This is a genomic window from Dyella sp. S184 (assembly GCF_009766065.1).
Lineage (GTDB): Bacteria > Pseudomonadota > Gammaproteobacteria > Xanthomonadales > Rhodanobacteraceae > Rhodanobacter.
The window spans coordinates 549,162-567,880 of the sequence record NZ_LMUE01000009.1 but is presented as its reverse complement, the minus strand read 5'-3'; the positions used below and the strand labels follow the sequence as shown (position 1 = coordinate 567,880).

Below are 18,719 nucleotides of genomic sequence, written 5' to 3'. Positions count from 1 at the left end.
GATTAAAGACCGTACAATAGCCGTTTTTGGATGGCTGGGCCATGACAGGAACAACCAAGGCGCCCCGTGTTGGCGTGGTGATGGGGTCGCGTTCGGACTGGGACACCATGCAGCATGCGGCCGATGTGCTGACCGAGTTGGGCGTGCCGCATGAGGTGCAGGTCGTCTCCGCGCATCGCACGCCGGATCTGCTGTTCAGCTATGCCGAGAAGGCAGTGGCGCGTGGTATCCAGATCATCATCGCCGGTGCTGGCGGCGCCGCGCATCTGCCCGGCATGTTGGCAGCCAAGACCCGGCTGCCGGTGTTTGGCGTGCCGGTGCAGTCGAAGGCCCTCAACGGCATGGATTCACTACTCTCGATCGCACAGATGCCAGCCGGTATCCCGGTAGGTACCTTGGCGATTGGCCGGGCCGGGGCGGTGAACGCCGGTTTGCTGGCGGCCGCGGTGCTGGCTCTGCACGACTCCGCGCTGGCCACGGTACTGGAGGCCTGGCGCACACGCCAGACCCAGGCGGTCCTGGAGCAGCCGGATCCGCGTCAATGAACGATCGGCGCCAACCCGTATTGGGCATCCTGGGTGGTGGCCAGCTGGCGCGCATGCTGGCGCTGGCGGCGGCACCGCTGGGCGTGAAGACCTTGGTGGTGGACAGCTCGGCCGATGCCTGCGCGGGGCAGGTCGCGCCGCTGGTAGTGGCCGACTGGGCTGACTATGCCGCGCTGGAGGCTTTCGCAGCAGAGGTCGACGTAGTCACTTTCGATTTCGAGAACGTGCCGGCCGAGACGGCGCACTGGCTGGCCGCGCGGGTGATGGTGTCGCCGGCACCGCAGGCATTGGCGGTGGCGCAGGATCGACTGGCCGAGAAAACCCTGTTCCTTGAATGCGGCTTGCGAACGCCCGAGTTCATGGCGGTGGATACGCGTGCGGGACTGGATCAGGCACTCGCGGCGATCGGTGCGCCGGCGATCCTCAAGACCCGCCGACTCGGCTACGACGGCAAAGGCCAGTTTCGCCTCAGCAGCGTGGCGGATGCCGACGCCGCATGGGCGGCGCTTGGCGCACAGGCATCGAAGCATGGCCTGATCCTGGAAGCGTTCGTGCCGTTCGAGCGCGAGCTGTCCGTGATTGCGGTGCGTGGGCGCGATGGCGATTTCCGCACTTGGCCGCTGACTCGCAACTGGCATACCGACGGCGTGCTGGCGATGAGTCTGGCACCGGCGCCGGATATCGAGCAGTTGCAGCAGCGCGCCACGACACTGGCACGCACGCTGGCCGAACGGCTGGATTACGTGGGCGTGTTCGCACTGGAGCTGTTCGTCAAGAATGGCGAACTGCTCGGCAACGAGATGGCGCCACGGGTGCACAACTCCGGTCACTGGACCATCGAAGGCGCGCATACCAGCCAGTTCGAGAACCATGTGCGCGCGGTGCTTGGTCTGCCGCTGGGCGACACCGGCGCGCGCGGTGTGTCGACGATGTTCAACTGGATCGGTGAACTGCCCGAGGCGGCGCCGGTACTGCATGCCGTCGATGCGCATTGGCACGATTACGGCAAGCAGGCGCGACCCGGGCGCAAGGTGGGCCATGCCACGTTGTGCGCGCCGGATGCCGCGCAGTTAGGCATCCGACTGGCCGTGCTGGCCGACCTGCTTGGGCGCAAGGCGCAGGCTGCGCCGGTGTTGCAGCTGCTCGGCTGAGTTCGGGTTGGGTAGCAGCAACAAAAAACGGAGCCGCGAAGGCTCCGTTTTTTGTTGCTGCGGACGAATCAGGCCAGGTTGCTGGCCGCGAAGTCCCAGTTCACCAGGTTCCAGAACGCTTCCACATATTTCGGGCGAAGGTTGCGATAGTCGATGTAATAGGCGTGTTCCCACACGTCGGCAGTGAACAGCGGCTTGTCGCTGCCGGTGATCGGCGTGGCCGCATTCGACGTGTTGACGATGCCGAGCGAGCCGTCCGGCCGCTGCACCAGCCAAGTCCAGCCGGAGCCGAAGTTGCCGGTCGCCGACTTGGTGAACTCTTCCTTGAACTTGTCGAACGAGCCAAACGCCTTGGTGATCGCGTCGGCGAGCTTGCCGGCCGGTGCACCGCCACCCTTGGGGCTCATCGAGTTCCAGTAGAACGTGTGGTTCCACACCTGCGCGGCGTTGTTGAACACACCACCGGACGATTTCTTGATGATCTCTTCAAGCGAGGCGCCGGCGAACTCGGTGCCTTCGATCAGCTTGTTGAGGTTGGTCACATAGGCCTGGTGATGCTTGCCGTAGTGATATTCAAGCGTTTCGGCGGAAATGTGCGGCTCCAGTGCGTTCTTCTCGTACGGAAGCGGGGGAAGTTCGATCGCCATGAGTGGCTCCTTGACGGTGGCTGGGGAGATGGGCCGGCGCAGCGGGCGGCAGCCGGCGGCTGACTGATACAATATCGGTCTGTCTGCATTGTAAAGATGAAACGCTGCGCTATGGACATCAACGAACAAATCAGGTCGACACTGGCCGAACATCCCATCGTGCTTTTCATGAAAGGCACGCCCGAATTCCCGATGTGCGGTTTTTCCAGCCGCGCTGCGCAAGCGTTGTCCGAAGCCGGTGTGACATTCCATGCGGTAAATGTGCTGGCCGAGCCGCAGGTGCGCGCCGCGTTGCCGCATTTCGCCAATTGGCCGACCTTCCCGCAACTGTTTATCCAGGGCGAATTGATTGGCGGTTGCGACATCATCGAGGATCTGAACTCCGCCGGTGAGCTGGCCCGCATGGCCAGCGACGTGGCCGGAGTGGCGCATTGATGAGCTTGCCTGTTGCCCGCTTGCCGGCGGCCTGGATGGCGTGCGCCGACACCCTGGCCGATCGCGTAGTGCTGGTGACTGGCGCCTATGGCGGTCTGGGCGGCGCGGTGGCGCGTGCGGCATCGCGTGCCGGTGCCACCGTGGTGGTGACGGGCAAGCGCAAGCGCCAGCTTGAGCAGCTGTATGACGCGATGCTGGCCGAAGGGCTGTCCGAGCCGGTAATCCATCCGCTGGACATGGAAGTGGCTACGCCGCGCGAGTACACCGCGCTGGCCGAGGGGCTGGAACGTGACTTTGGCCGGCTCGACGGCATCGTGCATTGCGCCGCCAGTTTCACCGGGCTGACCCCGATCGCGATGCACAAGCCGGACGACTGGCTGCGCGCCTTGCATGTGAACGTGTCGGCGCCGTTTGCGCTGACCCAGGCTTGCTTGCCGCTGCTGAATCAGGCCAGCGATAGCTCGGTGGTGTTCGTGCTGGACAACCCCGAGTTGTTGCAGCGTGCGCATTGGGGCGGTTATGGCGTGTCGAAGGCCGCGCTGGAGCGCTTCGTGGCGATCCTGCATGAAGAAACCGACAATGGTCCGCTGCGCACGCATGCGCTGCTGCCGGCACCGATGCGCACGGCGCTGCGACGTCAGGCGTATTTCGGCGAGGACATCATGCAGCGGCCGCCGCCGGGTGCCACGGCCGCGGCAGCCATCTATCTGCTCAGCGCACAGGCCATGGCGGCGCGCGGCGCAGTGCTGGATCTGCGCGTCGACTGAAAGAATTCACTGATATCGGATATCGTCGGCGCGGTGCTGGCCCCACTTAGGATGGAGTCGAGATGGAAACGCAGATGACCACGTTGTCCGCGGGAATCATGTTGTTTCTGATCATGGATCCGCTGGGCAACATCCCGTTCTTCCTGAGCCTGCTCAAGCACGTGCCACCCAAGCGCCGTCGTCGGGTGATGGTGCGCGAACTGCTGATCGCGCTGGGCGTCTTGCTGGCCTTTTTGTTTGGCGGCCAGCACCTGTTGCAGTTGCTGCAATTGAAGCCGGATTCGATCAGCATCGCCGGTGGCATCGTGCTGTTCCTGATCGGCATCAAGATGGTGTTTCCACCGACTGATGGTGGCGGCATCTTTGGCAAACCGGGCGAAGGAGAGCCGTTCATCGTACCGATGGCGATCCCCGGCGTGGCTGGTCCGTCCGCGATGGCGGCGCTATTGCTGCTGACCAACACGCAGCCAGGTCGTACTGCCGACTGGGTGATTGCGCTACTGCTGGCATGGCTTGCCACTTCGGTGATCCTGCTCAGCGCCACCTATCTGTTCCGCTGGCTCGGCGAGAGCGTGTTGACTGCACTGGAGCGCGTGATGGGCATGTTGCTGATTGCGTTGTCGGTGCAGATGTTCATGGCTGGCGTGGCGTCGTTCCTGCATCTGGCCGTCTGAACCTGATCGCCTGGAGCGGTGTTTCCACGGCATAGAGAGTCACTAGGCATCGATGTCATCGACCGCTTGTCACATTCGACCCTCACGATGGAGGAAGTCGATTCGAGGACGCGGTCATGCTGAGTATCGAGCAGTCTCTGGTCGAGCGCCTGCCCTGGCTGGCGCAATATCCCGGCATTCGTCGCCCGATGGCAGGTGTGCTCGGGCGACTGGCCGACGAGGATGGTTTCAATCGCGTACTGGATCGGGTCGGCACGGCTACCGGCTTTGATTTCGTCGAGCGCGTGCTGGACGTGCTCGGTACCAGCTATCACGTCAATTCACGCGAACGCGAGCACATTCCGGTGGATGGCCCGCTGCTGGTGGTGGCCAATCACCCCTTGGGTATGCAGGATGCGCTGGCGCTGCTGCAGTTGATCAGCTCGGTACGCACGGACGTGCGTATTCTCGGCAACGACTGGTTGGCAACGGTTCCACAATTGGGCCGGCTGCTGTTGCCGGTGGACGTGTTTGGCAAGGGGACTGCTTCACGTCTGCGTGGCATCTACCGTGCACTGGACAACGGCGAGGCGTTGATCGTGTTCCCGGCGGGCGAGGTATCGCGGGTGCGTGCCGATGGTGTGCGCGACGGGCGTTGGTCGGAGGGTTTTGCGCGGTTGTCGCTGCGCCGCAAAGTGCCGGTCTTGCCAGTCCATGTTGCCGCGCGCAATTCGACAATGTTCTATGGCATGTCGATGCTGGCCAAACCTTTGAGTACGGCGATGCTGCCGCGCGAGGCAGTGGCATCGGGTAGCCGTCGAATCGGTTTCAGCATCGGCGCGCTGATTGCGGCCAGTGAACTCGAGCAGCGCAGCGGGGGTTCGCCGACGCAGGCTGCCAAGCTCATGCGTCGGCATGTTTATCGGGTGGGACGGCATCGTGGCCTGATCTTTGGCGGGCAGGCACCGCTGGCGCATCCGGAACCAGCCGGACAGGTCGCTGCCGAACTGGCAAAGGCTGAGAAACTGACTGATCTCAACGACAGCAAGCAGCTGCTGTTGTTCAAGGGCGCCGTCGACAGCGTGGTATTGCGCGAGATCGGCCGGTTGCGTGAGTTGACTTTCCGCAAGGTCGGTGAGGGCACCGGTGCGCGGCGTGATCTGGATGCCTGCGATCCGCATTACGAGCATCTGGTGTTGTGGGATCCGCAGGCCTTGCGGATTGTTGGCTCCTATCGTTTTGGCCATGGTGGCCGGCTGCTTGCCGAGCACGGCATGGCCGGGCTGTATACCTCAAGCTTGTTCAATTACTCGCCGGCGCTGGAGTCCCGTTTGGCGCAAGGGCTGGAGCTTGGCCGTAGTTTCATCGCACCGGCGTACTGGCGCTCGCGTGCCCTGGACCAGTTGTGGCAGGGCATCGGCCTGTACCTGCAGCGCCATCCAGAGCTGCGTTATTTGTTCGGCCCGGTCAGCATGTCGGTGAGCTTGCCGCGTGAGGCGCGCGAATGGATTGCTGCGGCACATCAGCATTATTTTGGTGCTCCGGGGCTGGCGGCGGCGAGGCAGCCCTTCGTGGTTTCGGCTGAAGTAAGCCGCGGTGTACAGCTGGCACTGGAAGGCCTCGACGCCGCCGCTGGCCTGGGCAAGCTCAAGCATCATCTCGATGCGCTGGGTGTCAGCTTGCCGGTGCTCTATCGGCAGTATGTCGACTTGGTCGAACCCGCGGGCGTGCAATTCCTCGATTTTGGTGAGGATCCGGATTTCTCCGGCTGCGTGGACGGGCTGGTGATGCTCGATCTTGCCGCGCTCAAGCCAGCCAAGCGTGCGCGTTATCTGGGCAAGTCGGTCTGATTGCAGCCGTACTTCGGCAGGTCGGTGCGGTGATTGCCAGCCTCAGTACACGGAGATGGGTGGCGATCTCAGAAAGTGCTATCGGCGAAAGGACTGTCGCGCCCAGCGCTGACCATGATGTACGGGACATCAGGATGAGGACATGGCACTGGTCGTGGCGGTGCGTTATGGCCTGCCGTGGCAAATGGCATAGCCATTCAAGCCAATCGTCGACGACTGGAAATGTTGTAAAATTGTTGTAAGGTAAAACTAAGACAATAGCGGAGAGCTTTCAGCTATATGCCATTCGTGCGTGATTGGCACGGAATAATCACAAGTAATTTCGAAAAATTGACACTTTTGCCCGACTGCCGTGTTGGGTTTTTTTGTGCCCGCAATTTGCGTTTTTTCTTTCGCTTTTTATGAAAGACGTACGCACGAATTTACGATTTCGGCACTGATCAGATTGCTCTAACCCAGTTAACAGTGGCACTTGGAACGCTCCGAATTACCAAAGTTCCCCCTGCGTATGGTTGCTGGACGTGAATAAGCGAATAGGGATGTCCAGTGATTCGGAAGACCACGAAGAAGGCTGCTATGCGATCGGCCGTTGAACCGGTCATTCATTTGTTTGAACTTGCGAGATGGAATCCATAATGAAACGAACCTATCTATCGGCATCAATTGCGCTTGCTTGCTGCATGAGCATCGGTGCAGCCACGGCGCAGAGCGCGCCGGATCAGGCACCCGCGGCTGCCCCCCAGACGTCCGTACAGCGTGCCAGCGCATCGAGCACCTCCAACACAACTACCTCGAACGACACCAAGCGCGTACAGCAGCTGACGGCCGTGCAGGTGCAGGCCCAGTCGTTGTCGCTGGGTGGAGGCTTGATGTCGGTGCAGACCGCGCCCAAGGCAGTTTCCACGATCACCCGTGATGCGATCGAAAAGGCTGCACCGGGCGGCACGTTCGTGCAGATGATCGACAGCATTCCGGGCGTCGATGCTTCCACTGACGACTACACCGGCCTCGCCAACGGCAACTACAGCATCCGCGGCTTCACCAGCGACGAGATCGGTACCACCGTCAATGGCGCACCGATCAACGACAGCGGCAACTACAAGGTCTATTCGACCGAGTACGGCGACGCAGAGAACTATGGCGACATCACCGTGTTGCAGGGCTATCCGGACGTGGATACTCCGATCGGCGGCGCGGCCGGCGGTTCGATCGCCTGGGTCACCCTCGACCCCTCGCATACGGCCGGCGTGGACTTCAGCCAGACGTTTGGCAGCAATGATTACAGCCGCACCTTCTTCCGTCTGAATACCGGCGATACCGGTCCGGTGCGTTCGTGGTTGTCCTATTCCAACAACAGTGCCGACCTGTGGCGTGGTCCCGGCGACCAGAACGTGACCAAGGTGGACGGCAAGTCGCTGTGGACCATCGACGACAATAACTCGATCTCGGCATCATTCCAGTACAACCGCGAGTTCACCGACGAATACCAGAGTCTGACCAAGGCGCAGGCTCAGCAGGATTACAACCAGAGCTACAACCCGACACTGACGGGTAACACGACCACCGACAAGAATTTCTACCTGCTGCACACCAATCCGTTCCGCAGCTGGCTGGTCAGCATGGATGGCGAGTTCAAGCTGAGCGACAACCTGCGTCTCTCGGTGGTGCCTTACTTCCAGTACGGCTTCGGCGGCGGTGGCGGTGGCGCTGTATTCACTGAATCGACGTCGACGGTCAACGAGTATCAATACGCCAACCAGGATCTCAACGGCGACGGGATCATCGGTGGCAAGAACAACAAGGCTCTGGCGTATTCGCTGAATACCTCCTACACGATGCGCCCTGGTGTGATCGCCAAGTTGAATCAGGATTTCGGTGAGAACAACAGTCTCGAATATGGCGTGTGGTGGGAGCGTCCGCGTCAGGAACAAAGTGAGGTGTTCACGCCGACTGATCCGCTCACGGGTGTTCCCTCCGACAACTGGGCCCAGACGGACCTGATCCGCTATCCGAGCGGCGTGATACAGCGGGCCTACGACGAGTACACCACCACTGAAACGCGCAAGGTGTTCGCCACGGACACCTGGACGCCGAATGACCAGTGGACCATCACGGCGGGTGCCTCCTACCTCTGGGTGAACCGCACTGGCTTCGACTATGAGTACCCGGGTTCGGTAAAGGGCTACGACACGGAATACGGCATTGCCGGCGTCAGCGCGACTTTCCACAAGGTGAGCCCGACCGCCGGTGTCAAATATCAGCTGAACGAACAGAACCAGTTCTACTTCGGCTGGGGCAAGACATTCCGCGCACCGATCAATGGCGCCACCCTGCAAAATGACGCCTCGGCAAGTTATCCGGGCCAGACGGCGCCGGCGGCCAACTTCCTCAACAAGCCGGAGACGGCGAGCACGGCGGATCTGGGCTGGCGCTTCTACAACGACACGTTCTCGGCCAGCGTCGACGCCTACGCGTCCAATCTCACCAACAAGCAGATATCCGGCTTCGATGAAGTGAGCTTCGCGACGGTTTACCTGGCCTTGCCCGAAGTGCATATGCGCGGCCTGAATACCGAAGCCAGCTACAAGATCACGCCGAGCTGGACCGTGTATGGCTCCTACGCGTACACCAAGGCGACCCTGGAAGATAACCTCAATTCGGAAGGTGACGGCATCTACGATACCCAGGGCAAGACCCTGCTGAATACGCCGAAGAACATGGGCTTCGTGCGGGTGAGCTACGACCAGGGGCCGTTCTGGGCCAGCCTGGACGAGAAGTATCGTGGTCCGATCTGGGGTGACTGGTCCAATACGCAGCAGGTGGGCGGCTACGCCACGCTCAACCTGAGTGCTGGCTGGAAGTTCCAGGACTTCTCGTCATGGTTCACCAAGCCGTATATCAAGCTCAACATGTTCAACCTTGCCGATCGCCAGGCGCTCACCAACGCGAACAACATCACGGCGTTCCTCGCGGCCAATCCGACCAACATCAAGGACCAGAACGGCACGACCCTGTATGCGGCGGAACCCTACTACTCGCTGCTGGAGGGCCGTACGGTCATGGTGACTTTCGGCGCCTCGTTCTTCTAAGAAACAAAAAGCTCATACCCACGGCAGGCACTGCGTGGCTCATCAGGCCGGCGCCTTCGGGCGCCGGCTTTTTTGCGGGTGCTGCAACCCTTTGACAGAACTGCAAAAAATTACGAGTATGGCAAATACTTACGAATTTGTAATATTCTGCGCGTAACTTTAGGCCGATCTGGCGAAGCCAAGGTAGCCAGGCCTTAGCCAGCTTCTTTCAGGGAAACAAAACAAAAATCATCGTCTTGCAGAGAAATCTGACGGGCGAGTGGTTTCTTTGTCGCCTTGATTCGTTATTTCTTGCGAACCACCATAGGGTCGATGTTCGATGAAAAGTACTATTCGCACAAAGCTTCTGCCGCTGGCCATCGCTGGGCTGCTCGCCTCTTCACCGGTCCTTGCACAAGACACCTCCTCCGCGATCTCCGGTCGTGTGCTGGACGCCAACGGACAGCCGGTTGCCGGTGCCACCGTGCAGATCGTGCACGAGCCGTCAGGCACCACCAAGGTCACCACGACCGACGCCGATGGCCGCTATGCGGCACAGGGCCTGCGCGTGGGTGGCCCGTTCGACGTGACCGTCTCCAAGGACGGCGTGACCAAGGTCGAGCAGAGCAATGTCTACCTGCAACTGGCCCAGGAAACTCCGGTCAATCTGACCGTGAGTGGCGGCACTCAGGCGAAGGATGCGAAAGATCTGACTGGCGTGTCGGTGTCGGCCAATGCACTGGCGCAGACGTTCTCGTCGGACAACAAGGGCATCAGCACCAATGTCTCGCTCGCTGAACTGAACGCCCAGCCGACACCGGGTCGTTCGATCCAGAACATCGTGCGCATGGATCCGCGTGTAGTCATCACTGACCGCGCCCGTGGCGAAATTTCCGCCAACGGCCAGAACAGCCGCTACAACAACATTACCGTCGACTCGATCAGTGCCAACGATCCGTTCGGCCTGAATGCGAACGGCCTGCCGACGCTGGGCACGCCGATCTCGCAGGACACGATCCAGGAATACAACATCTCCACCGCGAACTACGACGTGGCCAACCGCCGCGGCCTGGGTGCCACGGTGAATGCGGTGACCAAGAGCGGCACCAACGATTTCCACGGTTCCGTGTATTACGTGTACCAGAACGACAAGATGATCGGCGACAACCAGACTGGCGCGCCGTACGCCGGATTCGCGCGTCAGTGGACAGGTGGCGCCACCGTTGGTGGTCCGATCATCAAGGACAAGCTGTTCTTCTTCGCCTCGTACGAAAAGAGCACCCAGATTGGTCCTGGCAGTCCATAAGGGCCGGCCGACTCCGGCGCGACCTCACCGATCGCTGGCCTGACTTCTGCGCAGGTGCAGCAGGTGCGTGACGCGGCGGCGACGTATGGCTTGACGGATATCGGCTCGGTCGGCGGCGGCAACTCGAACCTGCTCGACAAACGTTACCTGGCCAAGATCGACTGGAACATCAGCAACGACCACCGCGCCAGCTTCACCTATACCGAGACCAAGGAGACCAAGCCGATCATCACCGGCAGCACGACCAACCTGGTGCTCTCCAGTGGCTGGTACAAGACCGCCGTCGACAACAAGAACTATGCACTGCATTTCTACGATGACTGGTCGGACATGTTCTCCAGCGACACCACGGTGTCGTATTCCGACTTCGTGCAGAATCGAGGCCCCTACACCGGCACCCCGATGCCCGATATCAAGGTTTATCCGGTGGCGTACGGCGGCCCATCGGTGGAATTCGGTACCGAGTACTCCAGCCAGGCCAACGTGCTCAAGGTGAATACCCTGAATGCGGCGTGGGCCGGTACGCTGTTCCTCGGCGATCACACGGTGAAGGGCGGTGTCGATTTCGAGAAGGACAAGTACTACAACCTGTTCGTGCAGAACCTGTTCGGCAGCTACACCTTCGAAGATCTGAAGGGCAGCAAGAATACCGGCCTGCAGAATTTCCTTGCTGGCAACTACTACCAGTATTACTACAACCGTCCGGCCAATGGGCTGGATCTGGCACAAACCGCGGCCGCCTATGACCTGACCCAGTACGGTGTGTTCCTGCAGGACACCTGGCAGGTCAACCATAACTTGTCGCTGCAGTACGGTGTGCGTGTGGACATTCCGCTAATGAGCGACCGGCCGCTGTACAACGCTGCGTTTGCCGCAGCGCCGGGCGTCCCTGGCATGGGCAACAATCCGAACCAGGCCACGGGCGGTTTTGGCCGCACCAACCAGACCACGATCAACGGCAACCGCGTGGTGCAGCCGCGCATGTCGTTCAACTACGCTTTCGACACCGAGCGCATGATGCAGTTGCGTGGCGGCGCCGGCCTGTTCGTATCGAACCCGCCGGGCGTGTGGATCGGCAACATCTTCTCCAACTCGGGCATCACCCAGACGCAGTACAACTGCGGCCCGACGCAGAAGGCGCCGTGCAACGCCAACCTGCCGCCGTTCAGTCCGAACCCGTACGCGCAGAACAACGGACCCACGGGCTCCGGCGCGATGACAGTCAACACGATCTCGCCCGGGTTCCTGATTCCCAGTGCATGGAAGCTCAGCCTGGGCTTCGACAAGGAACTGCCGTGGTGGGGTCTGGTGGCTACCGCCGACTACGAGCACATCATTCAACGCGATGCGATCTGGTATCAGGCGATCAACCTGGGCGCACCCACCGGGCAGTTGCCGGATGGCCGCAACACCTACTACAAGCTGGTCAATGGCGACCCCAAGGCCACCGGCCAGCAGTCGGTCTACAACTCCAATGCGGCCTTCAGCGCAAATACGATCAATTTGGCGGACAGCAACCGCGGCAAGGCCGACAGCCTGACCCTGCAGTTGAAGAAGTCGTTCAGCAACGAGTGGTCCGGAATGGTCGGTTTCACGCTGAGTCGCGCGACCGAAGTGAATCCGGGCACGTCGAGCGTGGCGTCGTCGAACTACAAGTACAACTACGTCGCCAACTCGAACGAGAACGTGGCCAGTGTGTCGAATTACTCCGTGCCCAAGCGGGTGATCGCTGCACTGAACTGGCAGCATCACTTCTTCGGCGATTATGTGACCAGCGCCAGCGCGTTCTTCGATGGCCACTCCGCATATCCGTATAGCTGGTCGTTCGGCAATGATGCCAACGGTGACACCTTCACCAACGATCTGGCCTTCATTCCGAAGCCGGGTCAGGTGGAGTTCCGCCCAGGCACCAATCCGGCGTTGATCCAGGAGTTCTACGACTACATCCAGCACAACGACTACTTGAAGGATCATCAGGGCCAGATTGCCAAGCGCAATGGCGATCGCGCGGGCTGGATCAACCAGCTCGACCTGAGCTTCAGTCAGGAAATCCCGGGTCTCTTCAAGGGCAACAAGGGCCTGATCAAGCTGGATGTCTACAATTTCACCAACCTGCTCAACAAGAACTGGGGCATCGAGAAGCGTGTGGCGTTCCCGGGTGGCCGCGCACTGGCCGATTTCTACGGAGTCGATCCGACGACCGGCAAGTACATCTACAACATCGATTGCGGCGGTGCGGCCACCTGCACCAACTACAGCCAGAACGGTCACTACAGCCCGTTGGCTGTGCCCACCTATATCAACAACGGTGACGATCTGGCCCAGCGCTGGTCCGTGCAGTTGACGGTGAAGTACACCTTCTGATTCATCGGAAGTTAGATACAGCTGCCGGCGCCCTTGTGGGCGCCGGCTTTTTGTGCGCGCTTGACGGTGCTGGAGCGGCGCGTGAAGCTATCCGGTCGGCACACGATTGATGACGGAATATATGCCGCGAACCACGCGGTCAGGAGAATGATTCGGATGAACGATACAAACACCGCCACGCGCGACAAGTCAGCCACCGTCAGCGCGCGCATCTCGCCGGTCGGCGGGCTCGATATCCTTTCCCGCAACGAAGTGGTGCGCCTGCGCGGTGCGAGTGATTCGGGCCTGCATGCGCTGCTGCGCCGCTGCGCGCTGGCGGTGTTGACCTCGGGTAGCGTCAGTGACGATCCACGGGCGATCCTCGAGCAGTACCCGGATTTCGATATCCAGGTGCTGCAGCAGGATCGCGGCATCAAGATCGAACTCAGCCATGCGCCGGCGCAGGCGTTTGTGGATGGCCAGATCATCCGCGGTATCAACGAGTTGCTGGTGGCGGTGGTACGCGACATCGTTTACGTCTCGACCCAGCTGGAACAGATCGGCATCGACCTGGGAGGCTCGGCCGGGCTGACCCAAGGCGTGTTCGAGATCCTGCGCAATGCGCGTATCCTGAAGCCGAACATCGACCCCAACCTGGTGGTGTGCTGGGGCGGCCATTCGATCTCGCGTGAGGAATACGAGTACACCAAGCTGGTCGGTTACCAGCTTGGTCTGCGAGGAATGGATATCTGCACCGGTTGCGGTCCGGGCGCGATGAAGGGCCCCATGAAGGGCGCAACCATCGCACACGCCAAGCAACGCCGACGCAACAACCGTTATATCGGGATCACCGAGCCGGGCATCATCGCCGCAGAATCGCCGAATCCGATCGTCAACCACCTGGTGATCATGCCGGATATCGAGAAGCGGCTCGAGGCGTTCGTGCGCATGGGCCACGGCATCATCGTGTTCCCTGGTGGCGTCGGCACGGCCGAGGAAATCCTGTACCTGCTGGGTATCCTGTTGCATCCGGACAACGCTGGTACGCCGTTCCCATTGATCTTCACTGGCCCGCGGCAATCGGCTGCATATTTCGAGCAGATCGACCGTTTCTTGCGGCTGGCTCTCGGCGACGAAGCGGCGCAGCACTACCAGATCATTGTGGATGATCCGGCTTCGGTGGCGCGGGCGATGGTGAAAGGCATCGACAAGGTGCGCCACAATCGGCTGGACACCAAGGATGCGTTCTTCTTCAACTGGGCATTGCAGATCCCGTTGGTATTCCAGACGCCGTTCCGTCCCACCCACGAGGCCATGCGTGCATTGCAGATCCATCGCGATCGTCCGCGGCATGAACTGGCGGCGGATCTGCGTCGCGCCTTCTCCGGCATCGTCGCGGGCAACGTAAAGGAAGAGGGCGTGCAGGCGATCGAGCAGTCCGGCCCGTTCGAGATCGACGGCGATGCAGACATCATGCGTGCGCTCGACAAACTGCTGCAGGCGTTCGTCGAACAGCACCGCATGAAGCTACCCGGCGGCGCGATGTACGTGCCGTGCTATCGGGTCATCACGAGCTGATAATTCAGCCCGCTGATTCGCCCGCAATGGCTTGACAGCTGGTCGCAGCCCCGACAAACTACGCAGCTCACGCCCGAATAGCTCAGCTGGTTAGAGCACTTGACTGTTAATCAGGGGGTCGCTGGTTCGAGTCCAGCTTCGGGCGCCAGTTATACCAAGGCCTTGCAGCGATGCAGGGCCTTATTTTTGGCCGCTGTATAAATCAATCACCAGCAGGGGTTACCGGGTCTTGGTGACGCTTTTAACGATGCCGTCCAGTGTCGGGAACGAAATCGCAGCCTTTCGCTGATACAGGGCTGCGTCGGGGTGTACGCCGTCTGAAAGCATGGAGCGCCAATTGGGTATCTTCTGAATGGCCGTCCATTGGTCAATTACGACCAGGCCGGCATCTCGCCCTTGCGCCGCAACTCGACCGACGCGGGCATTCCAGAAATAGGCAACGGGGTTCGGTGTCTCGATCACGAAGATTTTGCCGTTTGCCTTGGCGATTGCCGAAAGCCTTGCGTAGCAGTCTGAAATGCCTGCGCCAGGACGAAGCAATACATCATTGATCCCCACATTCATCACAACGATGTCAGCGTTTGAGCGCTTCATTTCGACATCCCAAGCGTCCAGGCCGTGGAATGGCCTGCCTTGCAAAAAATCTAGGCAGCTCAGTCCGCTGACCCCTCGATTCTTGACAACGACATGCTCCCCCGCTTCATCGAACATGCGTTGAAGCTCGCCCGGCTCATTCGTCGGCGACTGCGAATACGCACCATGCAGGAGCGTCTTGCCCCAAGTTGTTGAGTCGCCGTACATGACAATTGTGACGGGCGTTTCGGCGCCAGCGTTTGCACTGAACAATAGCGCGGCGAGCAGAACGTGTGCTTGCCGATGTGGAATTCTCATGCTAATTCGCGGGCAAGCGGGCATGCCATCTTAGTCACCTTTCAGGTTGACGAGGCGCCGGCTACGCCTGCGGAGTGAGTGCCAGCATATCCCTATTACACCATCTGTCCTGCGGCCAGCGCCAAGACAGTTTCGGGGTGAGCTGCATGCACTGGCGATTCGCAGCGATCCAGCGGAATCATTAGGGTGCACGCATGCGCTGCGTTATGGTCAAAGTCCGTCAGATCGTATCGCGGCGAATCGGCTGCGATGCTTCCATCCGGCCTCGTGTACATCTTGGTTCTTAGCTGTATCTGCGCACCCCCATTCCGTATAAATCAACTCGCCAAGTCCTTGATAATCGCGTGCAGATCCAGGCGTTTTTGTGTAAATCGAACTGTCGCAATACGTTGAAATCTCTACTCGGGGGGCGCTGGCTCGAGTCCAGCTTCGGGCGCCAGATTGGCAAAAGCCGGCAGATTGCCGGCTTTTTGCTTTTCTGCGGTGAGGAATCCCGGTCAATTCATTTGCGCACAGTCAGCAGCCTGGCTGGCACTGGCCGGAGCGCCGCGGACGCGGCCGGAGTTGGAGACCACCACGCTGAGCGCCTGCTGTGCGCTGGAGCGCTGGCAGAACACCAGGGTGATGTTGCTGCCGCTTGCACTGCCATCGGGGCGAAAGCGCACGTAGTGCCGTCCACTGCTGCTCTGGATGATCAGTTTGCCGGCGTAACCGCTTCCGCTGTACAGCGGCCCGTGGTCGGGCTGATTGTTGTGATCGGCGTCGTGGCCAAGCAGCCAGCCGCTGTCCCAGCGCGCGGCGTCGATGCAACTGGTGCCGTCGCGGGTCGGGCAGAACACGGTGCTTTTCCCGGTGGTGATCGCGGCTTCGCGTGCGTGCTGCAATGCCGAGATGAAATCCGTTTGGGCGACCTGCAGCTGGTTTCGGCCCAATAGCTGCCGCAGGGGTGGAACGGCCACACAGGTCAGGGCCGTCACGATGACGAGCACCATGATCTGCTCGATCAGGGTCACGCCGCGCTGTTTGTGCTGCAGTCCGGAATTCCTGCGAATCCTCATGGCGTCATCCCTGCGCTGCCCGGGAGTTCCATGCTAGGGCGGTGCTGTGGCGCGGCCAGCAGCCTGGCAGTCGTGCGGATGTCGGGCTCTGCTGACGCCTGCTGTCAGCAGGCCCGATTTAAAATGCGCTGCCGCGCCCACACTTGTAGCCAATGACTGACCGCTTCCAGCTTGTTGCCCCCTACCAGCCTGCTGGCGATCAGCCGCAGGCGATCCAGCGGCTTTCCGAAGGTTTCGAGGCCGGGCTGGCCGCGCAGACCCTGCTTGGCGTCACCGGCTCGGGCAAGACCTACACGATCGCCAACGTGATCGAGCAGGTGCAGCGACCGACCATCGTGATGGCGCCGAACAAGACGCTGGCGGCGCAGCTGTACGGCGAGTTCAAGGAGTTCTTCCCGCACAACGCGGTGGAGTACTTCGTCAGTTACTACGACTACTACCAGCCGGAAGCCTATGTGGTGGCGTCGGATACCTTCATCGAGAAGGACGCCTCGATCAATGAGCACATCGAGCAGATGCGGCTGTCGGCGACCAAGGCCCTACTGTCCCGGCGCGATTCAATCATTGTGGCCACCGTGTCGGCGATCTACGGCCTTGGCAATCCGGAGGACTACCTGTCGCTGCGGCTGATCCTGGCCAAGGGCGAGCGCATCGACCAGCGCAAGCTGATCCATCAACTGACCGAGCTGCAGTACACCCGCAACGAGATGGAGCTGCGCCGCGGCATGTACCGCGTGCGCGGCGAGATCATCGACGTGTTCCCGGCCGAATCGGAGATCGAGGCACTGCGCATCGAGCTGTTCGATGGCGAGGTGGAGAACCTGTCGCTGTTCGATCCGCTCACCGGCGAGACGATCCGCAAGGTGCAGCGCTACACCGTCTACCCGCGTACGCATTACGCCAGCACGCGCGAAAGCGTGCTGAACGCGATCGAGACAGTCAAGGTCGAGCTGAAGCAGCGGCTGGAGCAGCTGTACAAGGACAACAAGCTGGTCGAGGCGCAGCGGCTGGACCAGCGCACGCGCTTCGACATCGAGATGATGGCCGAGGTCGGCTACTGCCAGGGCATCGAAAATTACTCGCGCCACCTGACCCGGCGCGAGCCCGGCGAGCCGCCGCCGACCCTGTTCGACTACCTGCCGTCCGACGGCCTGCTGGTGGTGGACGAGTCCCACGTCACCGTGCCGCAGCTGGGTGCGATGTACAAGGGCGACCGCTCGCGCAAGGAAACCTTGGTGGAATTCGGCTTCCGGCTGCCGTCGGCGATGGACAACCGGCCGCTTCGCTTCGAGGAGTGGGAACAACGCGTGCCGCGCTCGATCTTCATCTCGGCAACCCCGCGCGCCTATGAGCTGGACAAGTCCGGTGAGGCTGTGGTCGAGCTGCTTGTGCGCCCGACCGGCCTGGTCGATCCGGAAGTGGAGGTGCGCCCGGTGCGTACCCAGGTCGATGACCTGCTCAGCGAAGTGCACAAGCGCGTGGCGATCGGCGATCGCGTACTGGTCACTACGCTGACCAAGCGCATGGCGGAGAACCTCACCGAGTACCTGGCCGAGCACGACGTGAAGGTGCGCTACCTGCACTCGGACATCGAGACGGTCGAGCGCAGCGAGATCATCCGTGACCTGCGCCTGGGCGAGTTCGACGTGCTGGTGGGGATCAACCTGCTGCGCGAGGGGCTGGACATGCCCGAGGTGTCGCTGGTGGCGATCCTGGACGCCGACAAGGAAGGTTTCCTGCGTTCCACCGGTTCGCTGATCCAGACCATCGGCCGCGCCGCCCGCAACGTGCGCGGCAAGGCGATCCTGTACGGCGACCAGATCACCCGCTCGATGCAGGCGGCGATGGACGAGACCGCGCGCCGGCGCGAGAAGCAGCTGGCCTGGAACGAGCAGCAGGGTATCGTGCCGACCACCATCGTGCGACGTATCGCCGACATCATGGAAGGCGCGCGCAGCGAGGCGGGCAATCGCCGTGGCAGCAAATCCTCGCGCAGCCGCGCCGTGGCTGAACAAGCGGCCGATTACGCCGGGCTCAACCCGCAGCAGGCCGCCGGCGCGATCAAGAAGCTGGAAGCGCAGATGTACAAGCACGCGCAGAACCTGGAATTCGAGGATGCCGCCCGGTTGCGCGACCAGATCCACCAGCTGCGTGAACAGGCGCTGCGCTAAGCTGGTGGCCACTTGGGTGGGATATTGTCGAGCGTCGGCTACTCCCGTATAATCCGTGGCTCGCTCGGCAAGCCGATGCGAAATGGGCAGTTAGCTCAGCGGTAGAGCACTTCCTTGACATGGAAGGGGTCACAAGTTCGATCCTTGTACCGCCCACCACTTTGTTGCAGTGGCGTAGGCATCAATCCGATACAGGTTGCGACGCGGCTGTAAGCATGAAGTCCAAAAAAAGCCACCCCGAGAGGGGTGGCTTTTT

General features: G+C 61.1%; 14 protein-coding genes and 2 tRNA genes. 13 read left to right on the top strand and 3 right to left on the bottom strand.

Annotated elements, in window-relative coordinates; translation table 11 throughout:
• The first annotated feature begins 41 nt into the window (after positions 1-41).
• Both purE and GSQ75_RS14820 read left to right on the top strand, forming a co-directional pair.
• Positions 42-545 (top strand): 5-(carboxyamino)imidazole ribonucleotide mutase, encoded by a 504-nt coding sequence (gene purE, locus GSQ75_RS14825; protein WP_158755616.1) that lies wholly within the window; start codon positions 42-44, stop codon positions 543-545.
• Positions 542-1,696: a 5-(carboxyamino)imidazole ribonucleotide synthase gene (locus tag GSQ75_RS14820; protein WP_158755615.1), complete on the top strand. Its 1,155-nt coding sequence runs from the start codon at positions 542-544 to the stop codon at positions 1,694-1,696. The genes purE and GSQ75_RS14820 overlap by 4 nt, the downstream gene beginning before the upstream one ends.
• Before the next feature lie 68 nt (positions 1,697-1,764).
• Here GSQ75_RS14820 and GSQ75_RS14815 read toward each other — a convergent pair whose 3' ends face one another.
• Positions 1,765-2,343, bottom strand: a complete 579-nt coding sequence (locus tag GSQ75_RS14815) for a Fe-Mn family superoxide dismutase (RefSeq protein ID WP_158755614.1) — start codon at positions 2,341-2,343, stop codon at positions 1,765-1,767.
• Positions 2,344-2,454: 111 nt separating this feature from the next.
• Between GSQ75_RS14815 and grxD the strand changes: the two genes are divergently transcribed.
• From grxD to GSQ75_RS14775, 9 genes are all read left to right on the top strand, one after another.
• Positions 2,455-2,778, top strand: coding sequence for a Grx4 family monothiol glutaredoxin (gene grxD, locus GSQ75_RS14810; RefSeq protein ID WP_158755796.1), 324 nt, complete (start codon positions 2,455-2,457; stop codon positions 2,776-2,778).
• Positions 2,778-3,545, top strand: a complete 768-nt coding sequence (locus tag GSQ75_RS14805) for an SDR family NAD(P)-dependent oxidoreductase (RefSeq protein WP_158755613.1) — start codon at positions 2,778-2,780, stop codon at positions 3,543-3,545. Before grxD ends, GSQ75_RS14805 begins: the two co-directional genes overlap by 1 nt.
• A gap of 74 nt (positions 3,546-3,619) precedes the next feature.
• A complete protein-coding gene (locus GSQ75_RS14800) occupies positions 3,620-4,219 on the top strand; it encodes a YhgN family NAAT transporter (protein WP_158755795.1) in 600 nt (199 codons plus the stop codon).
• A gap of 116 nt (positions 4,220-4,335) precedes the next feature.
• Positions 4,336-6,048 (top strand): GNAT family N-acyltransferase, encoded by a 1,713-nt coding sequence (locus tag GSQ75_RS14795; protein WP_158755612.1) that lies wholly within the window; start codon positions 4,336-4,338, stop codon positions 6,046-6,048.
• Positions 6,049-6,728: 680 nt separating this feature from the next.
• Positions 6,729-9,137, top strand: coding sequence for a TonB-dependent receptor (locus tag GSQ75_RS14790; RefSeq protein ID WP_254058595.1), 2,409 nt, complete (start codon positions 6,729-6,731; stop codon positions 9,135-9,137).
• Between the two features lie 319 nt (positions 9,138-9,456).
• Positions 9,457-10,422, top strand: a complete 966-nt coding sequence (locus tag GSQ75_RS19225) for a carboxypeptidase-like regulatory domain-containing protein (RefSeq protein ID WP_254058594.1) — start codon at positions 9,457-9,459, stop codon at positions 10,420-10,422.
• Positions 10,423-10,485: 63 nt separating this feature from the next.
• Complete coding sequence (locus GSQ75_RS14785; protein WP_254058593.1) at positions 10,486-12,786, top strand: hypothetical protein; 2,301 nt, start codon at positions 10,486-10,488, stop codon at positions 12,784-12,786.
• Between the two features lie 156 nt (positions 12,787-12,942).
• A complete protein-coding gene (ppnN, locus tag GSQ75_RS14780; RefSeq protein ID WP_158755610.1) occupies positions 12,943-14,343 on the top strand; it encodes a nucleotide 5'-monophosphate nucleosidase PpnN in 1,401 nt (466 codons plus the stop codon).
• 71 nt (positions 14,344-14,414) lie between these two features.
• A tRNA-Asn gene (locus GSQ75_RS14775) sits at positions 14,415-14,491 on the top strand.
• A gap of 71 nt (positions 14,492-14,562) precedes the next feature.
• Here the strand turns inward: GSQ75_RS14775 and GSQ75_RS14770 are convergent.
• Both GSQ75_RS14770 and GSQ75_RS14765 read right to left on the bottom strand, forming a co-directional pair.
• Complete coding sequence (locus GSQ75_RS14770; RefSeq protein ID WP_158755609.1) at positions 14,563-15,234, bottom strand: SGNH/GDSL hydrolase family protein; 672 nt, start codon at positions 15,232-15,234, stop codon at positions 14,563-14,565.
• A gap of 497 nt (positions 15,235-15,731) precedes the next feature.
• Positions 15,732-16,292 (bottom strand): GspH/FimT family pseudopilin, encoded by a 561-nt coding sequence (locus GSQ75_RS14765; RefSeq protein WP_254058592.1) that lies wholly within the window; start codon positions 16,290-16,292, stop codon positions 15,732-15,734.
• A 152-nt stretch (positions 16,293-16,444) separates the two neighbouring features.
• On the opposite strand from GSQ75_RS14765, the gene uvrB reads away from it, so the two are divergent.
• Both uvrB and GSQ75_RS14755 read left to right on the top strand, forming a co-directional pair.
• Positions 16,445-18,463: an excinuclease ABC subunit UvrB gene (gene uvrB / locus GSQ75_RS14760; protein WP_158755608.1), complete on the top strand. Its 2,019-nt coding sequence runs from the start codon at positions 16,445-16,447 to the stop codon at positions 18,461-18,463.
• Between the two features lie 84 nt (positions 18,464-18,547).
• A tRNA-Val gene (locus GSQ75_RS14755) sits at positions 18,548-18,622 on the top strand.
• Positions 18,623-18,719 lie beyond the last annotated feature (97 nt).